Here is a 16,437-nt window from a genome sequence, read left to right on the forward strand (position 1 = left end):
TTCAACTTCGTAGTCCGATGTCGCAAATATTCACGAACAGTCAACACCGCGATGACACATTAATCAGGGTCACCAAGACCAGCTTGATAGTGAGGGCCACACTAACTTGGAACACTTGGTCACCAATGAACTACACCAGCACCTCGATCATCCACTGAAAGACCGAAGCCCGGTTCATGACCATCACCGCCACCAGAAAAACCTTCCCGAGACCATGGGGCAAACCAAGTACACGACGGCGAAGGTGACGCTCGCAGACGATAGCCGTTGGCTCAGTTGGAGTAGGTGATTGGAGGCGAAATCGTCCGAGTCCTCGGACGGCTCGCCGCTGGTCATCAGCCAAACAACGAACCTCACCTGGTCGGCACTGAAGATACAGAAACAACAGTCCGCCGCCCACCAGCTCCAGTCACCCCTCAAGCCTATTTGGCAACCATGCCCAGGACAAAAGCCTGCCCCACCGGTCCCGGTGCTCGAATCCTCCCATGCAGCCCCCGCAACGGCATCCCACCGCGGGAACACCTCGACCGGCTCAGGCCCCGGCGCGCACCTCGATGCCATCGAGCAGGAGCTCCAAAGCGAGCGTAAAGCTCTCATCATCGCTGATAGCAGCCATGATTCCCACAGCGCGCATGGCAAGAGGGGAGCTCCCCCGAGGCAGGCGCGAGTAGCTCGAGACCCAGGCCATGTCGTCGGCCGCAGATTTCTCTCCCAGGATCTTCAGTCCCGCACCGAAACCCGACCAGGCAAGCATGAAGTCGGCGCAGCTGCGGTGATAGCGGGCCGCCGCATCAGGGTCGAAGCCGGCGGACTCCAGTATGCCAAGCATGGCTTCAACGAAGCGCAGCTCCCCCTCCTGCCGGGTGACCCGCAATGCTGCAAGCGTGGCAATGTGCGGATAGTCCAGGAACTTGGCCCGCACTCGCGCCAGCAGATCCCCCAGAGCTTCCCGCCAATGAGACGCCGGAGAATAGCCATCCATGACCTCGGCGAGCAGCCGGTCGGCGAGCGCCAACAGCAGTTCGTCTTTGTCAGCAAAGTGGCGATACAGCGCGGTAGGGTCCGCCCCCAGTTCGCGTCCGATCCGGCGGAAGGTCAGGGGATCGCCCTCATGTGCGGCGGACAACCGTAAGCAGGCATCGAGGATCACTGTGCGGTTGAGGCCGCTTGCGCGCTTGCGCGGAGAGGCGGGGCTGGTTGATTCACTCATCAGCTCCAACACTAGGCCACCGACACAAAAGTCAACAGCGTTGACAATGGTACAAAAATAGGGTTTTATGAAACTAGTCACAATTCGTGGCGATAAACCCGCAGCCCTTCACTGCAACGCCCTGGAGTCATGCATGGAAACTGGTTGGTTCTTTCATTCAGGCCGGATCTTTGACGGCACGACACTGCTTCCCGAAGGCACTGGCGTGCTCGTGCGGGACTCGCGTGTTGCCGCCGTAGGTCCCGAGACTGAACTCGATGCAGGCCTGGAGGAAACGATCCGCCGGATCGACCTGGGTGGAAATCTACTCACTCCTGGATTCAGTGATGCCCACGTGCACACCATCATGGGCGGCGTCGAATCACTCGTCTGTGACCTCACGATCCCTGAGGGCATCGATGACGTCTTGGCGACCATTTCGGCCTACGCCTCGGCATCCACCACTGAGTGGATCACCGGCGGCGGCTGGAGCATGAGCGATTTCCCCGGTGGGACCCCCACTGCCGAAATGCTCGACTCAGTGACGTCCGACCGACCTGCCTACCTGATCAACCGCGACCACCACGGCGCCTGGGTCAACAGCCGCGCACTGGAAATCGCCGGCATCACCGCTAGCACTCCAGACCCCTCCGACGGACGCATCGAACGCGATGCTGCAGGCAACCCGACCGGGACCCTGCACGAAGGTGCAATGGACCTGGTCACCGTCCATGTGCCAGTCCCCGATGACGCGGCATTCACCGCCGGCCTGCTAGCCGGCCAGGCCTATATGCACTCATTTGGCGTGACGGGGTGGCAGGAAGCCATTCTCGGCGAGTATGCCGGATACCCGGACGTCACCGAGTACTACCACGCAGCAGCCGCAAACGGCACGCTCACCGCCCATGCGGTGGGTGCGCTGTGGGTCCCGCGCACCACCACGCTGGAGAACATCGATGAGCTCGTTGCCGACTTCATCGGACGCCGCACGGCAAACGCCGCCGCTGGTTTCCCCACCAACAGCGCCAAGATCATGGTCGATGGCGTCGCCGAGAACCAGACCGCTGCCCTGCTCGAACCCTACCTTCGCACGTGCACCTGCACACCAGGGGACCCCGATCCGGGCACCGGCCTGGCCTATCTGCCGGTCGAGGTGCTCAATGCGGTGGCGGTCGCGCTCGATTCAGCCGGCTTCGATCTGCACCTGCACGTGATCGGTGACCGGGCGGCACGCATCGGGCTCGACGCCATCGAGGCTGCCAGCAACGCCAACGGCGTCACCGCAGGCCGCCACCACCTGGCCCACCTGCAGATCATCCACCCCGATGACCTAGCCCGCTTCGGCGCGCTCGGCGTCACCGCCAACGCGCAGGCGCTCTGGGCCTGCAATGAACCGCAGATGACGGAGCTGACCCTGCCGATCCTGGGCGAGGAACGATCCGGCTGGCAGTACCCCTTCCGTTCGCTGATCGATTCCGGCGCCCCGTTGGCCATGGGCTCCGACTGGGCGGTCTCCACCCCCGATCCGTGGCACGCCATTCACGTGGCGGTCAACCGCCGGGCCCCCGGCGAACCGGACTCCGAGCCGCTGGTGGCGTCCGAGGCCATCACCATGCTCGAGGCGCTGACCGCATACACCCACGGGTCCGCTTGGATCAACCGCGACGAGGAAGCCGGCTCCATCCGCACCGGCTCCCGCGCCGACCTCGTGGCCTGGAACGCGAATCCCTTCGACCTGCACGATTCGGAGCTGTACCAGGTCGGCGCCGCACTGGTGCTGGCCTCAGGCTCACCGGTCCACGAAATAGCAGCAGCTTCACACTAATTCCCGTCAATGAACACCGTCAGGACAGATAACACCATGGGCACCACGACACCCATTTCTTCCCCCATCCCCGCCGGAGAACTTACCTTCGACCATCTGGAGTCCACCGTTCCCGCCGAACTGGTCACCGCCGGACTGGCCGGCGTCAGTAACGTCCCCTACTGGCTGGACAGCTCACAGCGCCCCGAGGCCCTCCCGGCACTGGAGGGCCACATCACCACGGATCTGCTCGTGGTCGGTGGCGGCTACTGCGGGCTGTGGACGGCACTGATGGCTAAGGAACGCGATCCGAACCGCAAAGTCGTCCTGCTCGAGGGCCACACGGTGGGCTGGGCGGCTTCCGGGCGCAACGGCGGATTCTGCGAGGCCAGCCTGGTCCACGGCGAATCCAACGGCGAGGCGCACCTGCCCAAGGAGAACAAACGCCTGGGCGAGCTCGGCATGGAAAACCTCGCAGAAATCGCCGAGGCCATCGAACGCTACGGGATCGACTGCGACTTCACCACCAATGGCGTGCTGAACGTCGCCACCGAACCGCACCAGGTCGACTGGGTGCGCGAAGAGGCGGACAACCATCCGGACATGCCGTTCCTGGACCGGGACGAGGTGCGCGAGCACATCAATTCCCCGGTCTTCCACGCCGGGTTCTGGGACAAGGACGGCGGGGCGTTGGTGAACCCGGCCAAACTGGCATGGGGCCTGCGCAAGGTCTGCCTAGAACTCGGTGTAAAGATCTACGAGCACTCCCTGGCCACCTCGCTGGAGGCCACTGCCACCGATTCGGTGACTGTCGGCACCGCCGCGGGCACCGTCAGGGCAGCCCACGTCGCGCTGGCTACCAACGTCTTCCCGTCGCTGCTCAAGCGCCACCACTTGTTCACCGTCCCGGTGTACGACTATGCACTGATGACCGAGCCGCTGACCGAAGAACAGCGTGAAGCGATCGGCTGGAAGAATGAAACCGGGCTCGCGGATATGAACAACCGCTTCCACTACTCGCGTCCCACCACCGATGAGAACGGCGGCTGGCGCATCCTCTTCGGCGGATACGACGCCGAGTACTACTTCGGCGGCAAGGTGAAGCCCCAGTACGACAACCACGAGTCCACCTACCGCAAGCTCGCCGCTCACTTCTACGGCACGTTCCCGCAGCTGACCGGCGTGAAGTTCTCGCATGCCTGGGGCGGCGCCATCGACTCCTGCAGCCGGTTCTTCTCCTTCTTCGACACTTCACATCATGGCCGCGTCGCCTACTGCGCCGGATTCACCGGCCTGGGCGTCGGAGCCACCCGCTTCGGGGCGAACGTCATGCTCGACTTGCTCTCAGGCGTCAAGACCGAGCGCACCGAACTCGAAATGGTCAAGAAGAAGCCGCTGCCCTTCCCACCGGAGCCGGTCGCTTGGCTGGGCGTGAAGCTGATGACCCGCGCTCTGGCCAAGGCCGACCGCAATGAGGGAAAGCGTGGACCGTTCCTGCGGACCATGGATGCCATCGGCATGGGGTTCGACTCGTGATCACGACGTTGAACGCCGGCCAGGCCCTGCGCGTAAACCGGCTCGAACTGGAGCACGAACCCGTCCCGGCCGACCAGGCCGGCGGCGGGGATCCAACCACCGCCACAGTGGACCTCGGCGTCATATCCGGGGTTGAACTGGGCGTATGGGAGATGGGCACCGGTACCATGTACGACGTGGAAGCTGAGGAGATCTTCGTCGTCACGGCCGGACGCGGCACCGTGGTCATCGAGGCGTACGGCAACATGCCGGCGCATTCGGCGGACCTGGAGCCGGGCACCATCATGCGCCTCGGCGCCGGGATGAAGACCGCCTGGACGGTGACCGAGCCGCTGCGCAAGGTCTACTTCACCCCGGCCGGCTAAGCACCCCCACCGCTTTCACACCTGAGCTAAGGAACACCATGAGCACCTCCCACCAGGGCCACCAGTACATCGACGGCGCCTACCGCATCGGACGAGGCGCTGTCGCCGAACGCACCAACCCCGCAACGGGCCTCGTCGATTCCAGCATCGACTACGCCAGCATCGACGACGTGAACGACGCAGTCGAGGCGGCCTCCGCCGCGTTCAAGACCTGGTCCCGCCTCACCCCGGGCGCCCGCGCCGACCACCTGTTGGCCTTCGCCACCGAACTGGGCACCCGCGCCGCCGAACTCGCCGCGCTGGAAACCACCCAGACCGGCAAGTCCACCCGCATGTCACACGAGTTCGACGTTCCCGGCACCATCGACAACGTCAACTTCTTCGCCGGCGCAGCCCGCCACCTGCAGGGCCAGGCCGCCGGCGACTACGCCGGAAACTCCACCTCAATGATCCGCCGCGAGGCCATCGGCGTGGTCGGATCCATTTCCCCGTGGAACTACCCGCTGCAGATGGCAGCCTGGAAGGTCCTGCCGGCCATCGCAGCCGGTAACACCATTGTGCTCAAGCCCAGCGAAATGACCCCGGCCACCACGCTGGTCTTCGCCGAAGCTGCCACTGCCGCCGGCATCCCCGCCGGCGTCATCAACGTCGTGACCGGCACCGGCATCGGTGTCGGCGAAGCATTAATCCGGCACCCGAAGGTGGTCATGAGTTCCTTCACCGGCTCCACCCCGGTCGGGCGCCGGATCATGGCGATGGCGGCCGAAACCGGCAAGCGCGTTCACCTTGAGCTCGGCGGCAAGGCCCCGCTGGTGGTCTTCGCCGACGCCGACGTGGAGGCGGCAGCCCACGGCGCCGTCGCCGGATCCACCATCAACGGAGGCCAGGACTGCACCGCAGCGACCCGAGCGTACGTGCATTCCTCGCTCTTCGACGCCTTCACCACCCGCGTCGCCGAGCTCATGGACGCCATGGTCGTCGGCGATCCGACGGATGAGAACACCGACATGGGCTCGTTGATCTCCTTCGGCCACCGCGACAAGGTCTCCGCCATGGTCGAGCGCGCCCGCGAGTCCGGTGCCACCATCATGGCTGGCGGCGTGGCCCCGGACCTTCCCGGCGCGTTCTACCGCCCCACGCTGATCACCGGCGCAGCCCAGGACAGCGAAATCGTGCAGGACGAGGTCTTCGGCCCCGTTCTGGTCGCGCTGCCGTTCGAGACAGATGACGAGGGCATCGAGCTGGCCAACGACACGCCGTACGGACTCGCCGCCTCGGCCTGGACCAATGACGTGAACCGGGCCATGCGCGCCGCTGCAGAAATCCAGGCCGGCTGCGTCTGGGTCAACGAGCACATCCCTATCGTCTCGGAGATGCCGCACGGCGGTTACAAGGCCTCGGGCTTCGGCAAGGACATGAGCGCCTACTCCTTCGAGGAGTACACCAACGTGAAGCACGTGCTCATCTCCCACGACACCGACACCCACAAGGAGTGGCAGGACACGGTGTTCCGCCAGCGCTAAACCCCGTCACACACCGGCCCGATAGTCCCGGGCCGTGGCTACACTGGTTCCGGTCCGCACCCGCGGATCGGAACCAGTCGAGCATCGGGAGCGTTTCAGTGGGTAGCGGACACGGCCACGACGGCATAGTACTGACGGATCCGCTGCGGCGGCGGCGGGCAAACATCCTGCTCTCGGTCCTGCTGATCCCCGTCGCCTTGGCCGCCTTGGTGGGCACCATCTGGCTGTGGCCGGGCCCCGCCGCCGACCGGGTGAGCCTGGGCGATCCCTATGGCACATCGACCGGTGTCTCGATGCGGACCGGCACGGTTGAACGGACCGAGCCCGGCATCTGCCCCTCCTCGCAGGGTCTGGACGACGTCGGCGGCAGGGAACTGACCTGCAACCTGACCTACGTCGTACCTGCTACCGGGGGCGTGGCTGTCGCGCTCGAGGTTCCGCCCGAAATACTCGCCGCCCGCGACCTGCGTCCCGGGGACCGGGTCCGGTTCCTCGACCTGAGCGCGGCGTCGAATGCCATGGCGGCGCCCTACATCTTCGTTGACTTCGTGCGCACCGCCCCGGTGCTGCTGCTCGCGGCGCTCTACGCACTGGTTGTCTGCCTGGTGGCCCGCTGGCGCGGAGCCAGGGCCATCCTGGGTTTGATCGGCGGCTTCTGCTTCATCGCCTATTTCATGCTTCCGGCGCTGCTGGAGGGCCGCCCGCCACTGCTCGTGGGACTGGTCGGCTCGGTGGTCATCATGTTCGGTGCACTGTATTTCGCCCACGGATTCTCCGCCCGGACCTCGACGGCGCTACTGGGCACACTGTTCGGACTCGGCGTCACCGCGGCGCTGGCCATCTGGGCCACCGATGCCGCCTACCTCACCGGGGCCACCGGCGAAGAGTCATACCTGCTCGGCTCGGCCGCACCGGAACTGAGCCTGTCGGGCCTACTGGTCTGCGGCCTGCTAATTGCCGGCCTGGGCGTGTTGAACGACGTGACCATCACCCAGTCCTCTGCCGTCTGGGAGCTGGCCGAGATCTCTCCCGGAAGCAGCTCCCGGGAATTATTCACGTCTGCCATGCGCATCGGCCGGGACCACATCGCCTCCACCGTCTATACCATTGCCTTCGCCTATGCCGGGGCCGCGCTGCCGGTGCTGATCCTGGTGGGCATGTACGACAGGCCGCTGCTCGATTCGCTGACCGGCGGCGAACTCGCCGAGGAGGTCGTGCGGATCCTGGTTGGCTCGATCGGGTTGGTGCTCTCGATTCCCGTCACCACGGCCGTGGCCGTGGCCGTGGTGAAGGCAGTGGGGCCGGGCGCATCTGCTTCGCCCACCCGGCAGGGACGCCGCGGGCGACGTTCGGTTACGTCAAGCACGACGAGTTAATGATAACGATTCGCATTTAAGATACGATCGGAGCCTTCCATCCACCCGGAACCCCGAAAGGCATCCCCCATCATGCGAAGAAGCTCGACACTCGCTGTACTGGCAACCATCGCCACGCTTTCCCTCGCCTCCTGCGCATCAGAGCCGGCGTCATCCGCCGGCACTCGGCTGAACGTCGTCGCATCGACCACTGTCTACGCGGATCTTGTCCGACAGGTCGGCGGCGAAGACATCACGACGACGGCCATCATCACCCGCACCTCGCAGGATCCACACTCTTACGAGGCGACACCTCGCGACAAGCTTGCCGTGTCGAAGGCCGACCTGGTCATTGAAAACGGCGGGGGCTACGACGCCTTCATGGAACCGCTGGTCAAGTCCAGCGGGAAGCCCGCCGATCGTGTCGTCTCGGTCGTGGACCTCGCCCCCGCAGTGGAGCTGGCCGAGGCCGCGGGACGGCCCACAGACCACGACGGCCACGATCACGGAGGGTTCAACGAGCACCTCTGGTACGACCTGCCCACGATGCGCGCGCTAATCACGAAGATCGCCGAGACGTTGACCGAGGCGGATCCCGGGAGCGCCGACCTCTTTGCCGATAATGCGACGAAACTCGATGCCGACCTGGGCGCATTGGAGAAAAGACTCGCCGCACTCCGGAAGCGTGCCGAGGGCCGGACCTTTGCCGCGACCGAGCCGGTGGCCGCCTACCTGCTGACCGGGGCCGGGCTGCGCGATGAAACCCCGCACGGCTTCGGCGAAGCGGTCGAGGGCGGACTCGATGTCCCACCCCTGGTTCTGAATGAACTAAAGACGGCGTTGGAACACGGCGACATCGACCTTCTGGCACTCAACACCCAGACGGCCAGCGATCAGACGGCTGCCATCGCCGGTCAGGCCAAGGCTAACGGGGTGCCGGTTCTGGAATTCACCGAGACGCTTCCCGGATCGCTGGACTTCCAGGGCTGGATGAGTGGGAACATCACGGCCCTGGAAGACGTCCCCGGGCTCGGCACCCGGTAGGCGATAGCAGCGCTAGGAGGGCATATCCCCGGTGGGCCAGCGCAGCAGTGCGGCAATCCCCACACCATGCGGCAGTACACCGTCGGGCACGTACCTGATGGCGCCGTCGGTCAGCGCCGTGGCCCGCAGCAACACCTCGGGAGCCGGCCAGGAACCCACCACCAGCTCGGAGTGATCCGCTGAATCCTCCGCCGCAAGCCAGGGCTCGGCGCTCAGCGCCATGAGCGACTCGTCGTCTTGGTACCGGGCCACGATGACGGTTTCGGCCTGGGACTGCTGGAGCGCCTGCACGACTTCGTCGAACCCGAACGCCACGTTTCGCCGACCGGTTCCGGAACGATTCGCCACCTTGTCGGCCAGGTCACGGATGTCGTTGGCCAGCACCTCGGCGACACATGCCGAAACCTCCTGGGCAAAGAGCGCCAAGTCGGCACCGCCGGTACGGGTGTGCTGGTCGAGCACCCGCACATTGGCCCGGTTCGCCTCGGCTAAGCGGGAACCCACCAGCTCGCGGGCCTTCACATCACCGGCGAGGACGATCAGCCGGGCATAGTTCTCCCTGGCCAATTCATCGATCTGTACCGCTATCTCCTCCGCATTGCGGCGCCAGACTTCCTCGGTGTTAGCCTGGTTGGCAGCCTCCGAGTAGCGGCCAGGCACCTTCTTTGCGTGGTGGGCCTCGTCGGCGTCACCGGCGACCTTTCGTTCCTCGGTCCATCCCTCGTAGCCGGAGTGGTGCAACCGGATCTCCCCGCCGTCGCGTCCGACCTCGGCGACCACGTAGGGGAATTGCCCGCCGCGTGCACGGGCCAACGGGACCAGATTGGGGAAGGGGCCGCAGTCGACTTCCGGGGCACCGACAGCTATGCCCGAGATGATCTCGTCGACCACCACTTCCCCGTTGTTCACCGCGACGAAGCGGGCAACCGGTGAGCTGTAGCCTTCAGCGGGAACCAACGCACCGGCGAGGGCCGCGATGTCCGAGGGGCCCGCTTGTTGTGAAGTCAGGAGCCGCGAAACCGTGTCGGGCAGCTGGTCAACTGCCTCGCGAGCGGCCGTGGTTCCGAGCGAAACGTCGACGAGGGCCGTACACCACGCCCCGTCCCGACGGTAGAGTGAAGCGTCGATTCCGGTGGAACCTGCGCGTGATGCCATGGGGAAACTCCTTCCCACGCGGTCGCAATGCCGCGTGCCGACTCGATCCGTTTGCTCACCGTAGCATCGGGACCCGGCACGGGAAAGGGTCTTGGCGCTCCCCCGGCGGCCAGATTCATCCGTCGCGATGGAAGTCTCAGATCCCCAGCACCAGCTTGGCAATGAGGAAGTACAGGATCAATCCGGCCGCATCGACGAACGTGGTGATGAACGGGTTGGAGAACACCGCCGGGTCGGCCTTGATCGCCTTGCCCAACATCGGCATCACGCCTCCGACGGTGGCTGCCATGGTACAGACACCGAGGAGAGTCAGCCCGACGACAGCGCCGATCGGCACCGCGTACACCGCTGAGGCAATCACGAAGCCCAAACTACCCAGCAGCAGCCCGAGTGTCACCCCGACCCGCACCTCCCGGGCCAGCACCTGCAGCACGTCGCGCGGGCGCACGTCACCCAGTGCCAGCGCGCGGGTAATGGTCGTTGCCGCTTGGTTCCCGGTATTGCCTCCGGTCCCGATCAACAGGGGGATAAAGAGCGTGAGCACCACCTGCTGTTCGAGGGTGGCCTCGAACAGGTCAAGCACCTGGACGGTCAGTGTTGCACCGAGCGCGAGCACCAGCAGCCAGACCACGCGTGAACGCACGATGCTGGCCACCGGGGTGGCGAGGTAGGGCCGTCGCAGTGGTTCGGAGCCTCCGGTACGCGCCGCATCCTCGGATTCGGCGCTCTCCAGGATCCGCAGGGCGTCATCGACGGTCAGTATTCCCACCAGCCGATCCTCCCGGTCCACGATCGGCAGGGCCAGGATCTTCAGGTCCGCACAGTGCCGGGCCGCGGCTTCCGCGTCGACCTCGGCACCCATGGATTCCGGCACCGACATGAGTTCGCCGATCCGCTCATCCGGTTCGGCGCGCAGCAGGTCGCGCAGGCTGATCACACCCACCAGCCGCCCGGCGTCGGTGACCGGCAGCGTGTAGATGGTTTCGGCATCGTCCAGCTGTTCGCGGACCTTCACCAGCGTCTCGGCGACGGTTCCCGCGGGGTGCGCCGTCACGAATTCGGGGCTCATGGAGCGGCCGATCGATCCCTGCGGGTAGCCCAGCACCGTTGCGGTGAGGATCCGCTGGGTCGGGGACAGCCCGAGCATCAGCCGGCGGGCCACCGAGGCTGGGAGCTCATCGAGCAAGGCCACCCGGTCATCGGGGTTCAGCTCGGCGAAGACCGCAGCGACGTCCTCGTCCTGAAGACCGGAGAGGATCTCGGATTGCAGCGTGGAGTCAAGCCGTTCGAAGACCTCGATGGCCCGGTCCTTAGCCAACAGTCGGTAGACCACTGCCCGCTCGCGGGTGTTGAGCCGTTCGAGCACCTCGATGATTTCGGTGGTTCCCATGCCCGTCAGCAAGTCGGCCGTTGCGACAAGGTCCTGGTCGGCGATGGCCTGTTCGAGTGCCTCGGCGCGTGCTTCGTTTTCGATGAGTGTCTCGTTGTTCATTGTCCGGGGTCCCTCCGGCAAATGGGTTCCCGGCGCCTCACGGCGGCGGGGAGTCCATGGTGGATCATGCATGGTGGCAAAACGGGGCCGCACCACATGCGGGGACGAGGCAACGGCACAAAACCACCGGGCCTGAATAAGGGGGGTCTTCAGGGCGGGTCTTCACCGGCCGGCCGGAAGTATCCGGCGGGGCTAAGGGGAAGTTCGGGGCGCGTTGCTCAGGAGACCCGGCATGGGCACGTTGCATCGACTAGGTCCATCGTCCATTGCGTGGCCACCTCCTGTGCATCGTGCCGCTTCACAGCGGGATCCGGTCCGTCTCGTTCCCCATCGTAGGGGGAATCCGGAGGCAAAACCAATGCGGGGCCACCGGACGCATGCCCGGGGCCCCTCATGACGCCTAAGCCCGGCCTGCTTCTTGACTGCTGCCGTGGTGACGCCGCCCTTCTCGGGCTGGTCTTCGGCACGGCAAGCCGATAACTGGACTTCTTCGAGCCCTCCACGGTGACCGAGGCGGATCCCTTCACGTTCAGATTCACCGCCGTGCAGGTCCTCCACCTGGAACCACTCTTGACCTGGAAGGCAACCTTCTTGGCCGGGTACGCCTTAGACGTCGGATCGTAGTGTGATCCCCTGAAATGCCGGCTTATCGCCGTGGCGGACACCTTGAGCTGCTCCTGATCCTTGCCGGTCAGCTTCGCCTTGGAGGCGGTCCGGGCAGAGAACGAGGCACTGGTGTTATCAGTACGTGTGAAATAGCTGTTGTCCTCCTCAGCGTGGCCACTGGCATGGGTCCCCGCGGCAGCGTGCTTTCCAAAGCCCTTTTCCGGGCACCATGACACGTAGCCCTTGCCCGGCTCCACCGTTTCATCGGCCCAAGTCTCATTCTCGCGGATGACGTTATTACGGGCTTCCTCTTCACGAACGCCGCTTCCCCTTCATACACTTGCCTTTTTAAACGTGGGGACCATGGGTAGCCCGCGACAGTCATCACCCCACATGTCGGCTCCCACGACGATGTACTTGACACATATCTTGGTGAAACCCAGCATCAGGTCGACCGCCCGTGCGGGAAGAAGCGCCGCAACGAGCCATAGTGCGGCAGCAGCGGAAGCGAGCCCGAGGGTGAGACGACGTGCAGCGTCCAGGCTTGGTCCTGACTCTTCAATTCTGGATGCGAGCGGCCCGCCCATTTGGGTGCGGGCCACCAGAACTGCTTTCATTTGGACCATCGAATATGCGTTGGAAAACAGGACCTGCACTGATCCGACATGAATGATGGTGCATTTCAGGCGGTGGGCACCCGGTAGCGGAGCGTGACGTATCCGGGCAGCAGCTCAACCTCTCCGTCGATGGCTCCACCGGCACCCTCGATGGCCTTGCGCGATGCCACGTTATCGGCAGCGCAGGTCACCAGCGCCGAATCGATGCCGCGGGCGGCCAGCCTCGGCAGCGCCAAGGCCATGATCCGGCCAGCGTGGCCGCGACGACGGTACCCCGGGCGCACCGCGTAACCGAGGTGCCCGCCGATGAGCGCGAGCATGTCGTTGAGCTCGTACCGGATCGACACCCGCCCAACAATGTCATCGCCCTGCACGGCGGCCAACAGGTCCGCCGGGACCCGGCCCGCGGGCAGGTCGATGCCCCCGTGCTGCCGCGACAGCAATGCCAGGTATCCGGCCCAGTCCACGCCCACGTCGTAATCGAGGAGGAAGTCCACGTTCTCCCGCGCCAGTTCGGCGTGCGCCGCCAGCGCCTGCTCCCGGTCCCCCGGCAGCAGGCCGCGCAGGATCAGCATTCGATGACGTTGACCGCCAGACCGCCCATCGCCGTTTCCTTGTATTTGGAGCTCATGTCCTTGCCGGTTTCCCGCATGGTGATGATGACCTCGTCGAGGGTGACATGGTGCTGGCCGTCGCCCATCAGCGCCATCTTTGCCGCGTTGATGGCCTTGGAGGCAGCAATGGCATTGCGCTCGATGCACGGGATCTGCACGAGACCGCCAATCGGGTCGCAGGTCAGCCCCAGGTTGTGTTCCATGGCAATCTCGGCCGCATTCTCCACCTGGTCCGGGGTGCCGCCGAGGATCTCGGCCAGCCCCGCAGCCGCCATCGAGGAGGCCGAACCCACCTCGCCCTGGCAGCCGACCTCGGCGCCGGAGATGGAAGCCTGCTCCTTGTACAACACGCCCACGGCTGCCGAAGTCAGCAGGAAACGGGAGATCACGTCCTGCTTCTGCGCCTGCGTCCAGTCATCGGCGCCCGGTGCGTAATGGGTGGCGTAGAACATCACGGCCGGGATGATGCCGGCGGCGCCGTTGGTGGGCGCCGTGACGACGCGCCCGCCGGAGGCGTTTTCCTCGTTGACGGCCAGCGCGACAAGGTTCACCCATTCCTGCCAGAACCTGGCTTCGCGATCAGGGTCCTGGAGGGTGAGCTTGCTGTGCCATTCGGGGGCTCGGCGCCTGACCTTCAGCCCGCCGGGAAGCACTCCGGTGCGGGTCAGCGAGGCGTCCTTGCATTCTTCCATCACAGCCCAGATATGCTGCAGGCCGGCGTGGATTTCCTCGGTATTGCGCAACGTCTGCTCGTTGGCCAGCATGACGTCACTGACCCGCAGCGAGTTCCCATTACAGTGGGCGAACAGCTCGGCACCGGTGCGGAACGGGTAGGGCATGGCATTGACCTTCTCCTCGAAGGCCCCCGCCAGCCGGTCCTCGGCGCCATCGCGCACGATGAAACCGCCGCCGACCGAGTAGTAGGTATCCTGCTCCAGGACCACGCCGTCGGCATCCAGCGCGGCGAGCTTCATGCCGTTGGTGTGGCGCGGGAGGACGGTCAACGGGTGGTTGACCATGTCGGCGATGGCATAGGCGATCGGATTCGGCTCGCCGAGCTCGGCGCAGAGGTTCAGCACGCCGCTGGCCTCGATATCCGCCAGGCGCGTCTGGACCTGCTCGGGAAGGATCGATTCGGGGGCAAAGCCCTCGAGCCCGAGCAGTGTCGCCGTGAAGGTCCCGTGTCCGTGGCCGGTCGCGGCGAGCGATCCGTAGAAGTGGATGTCGAGCGAGGCCACCTTCGCGGCGACGCGTTCGCGCACGAGTTTGGCGGCGAAGGCATGGGCGGCCCGCATGGGGCCCACCGTATGCGAGCTCGAGGGGCCGATGCCCACGGTGAACAGGTCGAAAACGCTGATGGCCACGACGTACATCCTTTTCAAGAGAGTGATCTATGTGACCCGGGCCACACTGGGTGCCGGAAACACGGCGGGCCCGGGATCGTGCGACCCCGGGCCCGCGATGCTGCGCAGGTGTCGGGCTGCCCCGACGGACGTGCCAATAGGCACGCGGGGTCTTGCTATTCGACGTCTCCGCCGTTGGCCGATGCGTAGTCCTGGGCCGAAAGCAACGGGCCCTCCTCCGAGACGTCGACGGTGAACAGCCAGCCGGCGCCGTAAGGGTCCTCGTTCAGGATCGCCGGGTTGTCGACGGCATCCTGGTTGATGGCGACGATTGTGCCGGAAACCGGCGCGTACAGATCGGAGACCGACTTGGTGGATTCGACCTCTCCACAGGACTCGCCGGCGGTGATGGTGGCGCCGACCTCGGGCAGGTCGACGTAGACCACATCGCCGAGGGCGTCGGCGGCAACCTGGGTGATGCCGACCTTGGCCGGCGCCGAGGCGTCGAGCCATTCGTGCTCGGCGGAGTAGCGCAGACCGGAGAGAACCTTGCTCATGGGGGTGTTCCTTTCGGGGAAGTCCAATTTAGGGGTGAATCATGGTGCGGGGGTGCGGGTGCGGGCGGCCGCCCCAGGAGGAACGGCCGCCCGCTTCCACGTTACTTGTCCCGCTTGTAGAACGGGAGCGCGACGACCTCGAAGGGCTCGGCCTTGCCGCGCAGATCGACATCGAGCTCGGTTCCAATCTCGGCGAAGGCGTTGTCCACGTAGGCCAGCGCCACCGGGTAGCCCAGCGTCGGGGAAGGCTGGCCGGAGGTGACCGTGCCGACGACGACGCCGTCGCTCATGACCTTATAGCCGCCGCGTCCGGCGCGCCGGCCCAGGCCCTTGAGCCCGACCAGGGCGCGCTGCGTGCCCGCTGCCTTCTTGGCCTCCAGTGCCGCACGTCCCACGAAATCCTCTTCTTTCTTGAAGGAGACAATTCCGCCCAGGCCCGCGTCGAACGGGGTGACATCGAGGGAGAGCTCGTTGCCGTACAGCGGCATGCCGGCCTCCAAGCGCAGCGAGTCACGGCAGGCCAGTCCCGCCGGAACGAGCCCGTGTGCCGCGCCTGCTTCCATGAGCGCCGCCCACAGGGCCGGTGCCTGCGCGTTCGGCAGGTACAGCTCGAAGCCGTCCTCGCCGGTGTACCCGGTGCGTGCCAGCAGCACGTCGTGGCCCGCTACGGCGACCTCGTCGGCGGCGTAGTACTTCATGCCGGTGAGGACATCGTGCGATGCCGCGTCGATCAGCTGCTCCAGGATGGCCACGGAGGCCGGACCCTGGACGGCGATCAGCGAAGTGTCCGCCGAGGCGTCGGTGACGAGCACGTCGAAGCCGGCGGCACGCTCGGCCAAAGCCGCCGCAACGACCGGCGCGTTGCCGGCGTTGGGCACGACGAGGAATTTGTCCTCGGCGCGGCGGTAGGTGATCAGGTCATCAATGATCCCGCCGTCGGCATTGCAGATCACCGAGTACTTGGCGCGGCCCACGGCCATGATCGCCATGTTCCCGGCCAGCGCCGAGTTCAGGAACGTTGCCGCCTGCGGTCCCTGGACCCAAACCTCGCCCATGTGGGAGAGGTCGAACAGGCCCGCCGTGGCACGCACCGCCTTGTGTTCGGCCAGTTCCGAGCCGTACTTCAACGGCATGTCCCAGCCACCGAAGTCGGTGAAGGAGGCGCCGAGCTTTTCATGTTCCCCATGCAGGGAGGTTTTCTTCGGGTCGCTCATGAAGCTGCCTTTCGATTCGTGGA

Annotated in this window: 13 protein-coding genes; 6 read left to right on the forward strand and 7 right to left on the reverse strand. The window is 65.5% G+C overall.

The window, feature by feature from the left end:
• Positions 1-532: 532 nt before the first annotated feature.
• The gene (locus E9229_RS02745; RefSeq protein ID WP_183509742.1) at positions 533-1,210 is read right to left on the reverse strand and encodes a TetR/AcrR family transcriptional regulator; all 678 of its coding nucleotides are present in this window, start codon (positions 1,208-1,210) and stop codon (positions 533-535) included.
• 133 nt (positions 1,211-1,343) lie between these two features.
• On the opposite strand from E9229_RS02745, the gene E9229_RS02750 reads away from it, so the two are divergent.
• From E9229_RS02750 to E9229_RS02775, 6 genes are all read left to right on the forward strand, one after another.
• Positions 1,344-3,014: an amidohydrolase gene (locus tag E9229_RS02750; RefSeq protein WP_183509743.1), complete on the forward strand. Its 1,671-nt coding sequence runs from the start codon at positions 1,344-1,346 to the stop codon at positions 3,012-3,014.
• A 36-nt stretch (positions 3,015-3,050) separates the two neighbouring features.
• A complete protein-coding gene (locus tag E9229_RS02755; RefSeq protein WP_183509744.1) occupies positions 3,051-4,529 on the forward strand; it encodes an NAD(P)/FAD-dependent oxidoreductase in 1,479 nt (492 codons plus the stop codon).
• Positions 4,526-4,894 (forward strand): cupin domain-containing protein, encoded by a 369-nt coding sequence (locus E9229_RS02760; RefSeq protein WP_312855582.1) that lies wholly within the window; start codon positions 4,526-4,528, stop codon positions 4,892-4,894. The genes E9229_RS02755 and E9229_RS02760 overlap by 4 nt, the downstream gene beginning before the upstream one ends.
• 38 nt (positions 4,895-4,932) lie before the next feature.
• Positions 4,933-6,417 carry a gamma-aminobutyraldehyde dehydrogenase gene (locus tag E9229_RS02765; protein WP_183509745.1) on the forward strand — a complete coding sequence of 495 codons (1,485 nt, stop codon included), beginning with the start codon at positions 4,933-4,935 and terminating at the stop codon, positions 6,415-6,417.
• A gap of 98 nt (positions 6,418-6,515) precedes the next feature.
• Positions 6,516-7,793, forward strand: a complete 1,278-nt coding sequence (locus tag E9229_RS02770; RefSeq protein ID WP_312855583.1) for a YibE/F family protein — start codon at positions 6,516-6,518, stop codon at positions 7,791-7,793.
• A gap of 72 nt (positions 7,794-7,865) precedes the next feature.
• Positions 7,866-8,816, forward strand: coding sequence for a metal ABC transporter solute-binding protein, Zn/Mn family (locus tag E9229_RS02775; RefSeq protein WP_183509746.1), 951 nt, complete (start codon positions 7,866-7,868; stop codon positions 8,814-8,816).
• A 12-nt stretch (positions 8,817-8,828) separates the two neighbouring features.
• Here E9229_RS02775 and E9229_RS02780 read toward each other — a convergent pair whose 3' ends face one another.
• From E9229_RS02780 to gcvT, 6 genes are all read right to left on the reverse strand, one after another.
• A complete protein-coding gene (locus E9229_RS02780) occupies positions 8,829-9,971 on the reverse strand; it encodes a baeRF2 domain-containing protein (protein ID WP_183509747.1) in 1,143 nt (380 codons plus the stop codon).
• 136 nt (positions 9,972-10,107) lie between these two features.
• Positions 10,108-11,463, reverse strand: coding sequence for a magnesium transporter (mgtE, locus tag E9229_RS02785; RefSeq protein WP_183509748.1), 1,356 nt, complete (start codon positions 11,461-11,463; stop codon positions 10,108-10,110).
• 1,288 nt (positions 11,464-12,751) lie between these two features.
• On the reverse strand, positions 12,752-13,261 hold the full coding sequence (locus tag E9229_RS02790) for a GNAT family N-acetyltransferase (RefSeq protein WP_183509749.1): 510 nt from the start codon (positions 13,259-13,261) through the stop codon (positions 12,752-12,754).
• Entirely contained in the window at positions 13,255-14,664 is a 1,410-nt protein-coding gene (locus E9229_RS02795) for an L-serine ammonia-lyase (protein WP_183509750.1), read from the reverse strand. Before E9229_RS02795 ends, E9229_RS02790 begins: the two co-directional genes overlap by 7 nt.
• A gap of 155 nt (positions 14,665-14,819) precedes the next feature.
• Positions 14,820-15,200: a glycine cleavage system protein GcvH gene (gene gcvH / locus E9229_RS02800; RefSeq protein ID WP_183509752.1), complete on the reverse strand. Its 381-nt coding sequence runs from the start codon at positions 15,198-15,200 to the stop codon at positions 14,820-14,822.
• 101 nt (positions 15,201-15,301) lie between these two features.
• Entirely contained in the window at positions 15,302-16,414 is a 1,113-nt protein-coding gene (gene gcvT, locus E9229_RS02805; protein ID WP_183509753.1) for a glycine cleavage system aminomethyltransferase GcvT, read from the reverse strand.
• Between the last annotated feature and the right edge of the window lie 23 nt (positions 16,415-16,437).

This window comes from Paeniglutamicibacter cryotolerans, assembly GCF_014190875.1.
Classification (GTDB): Bacteria; Actinomycetota; Actinomycetes; order Actinomycetales; family Micrococcaceae; genus Paeniglutamicibacter; species Paeniglutamicibacter cryotolerans.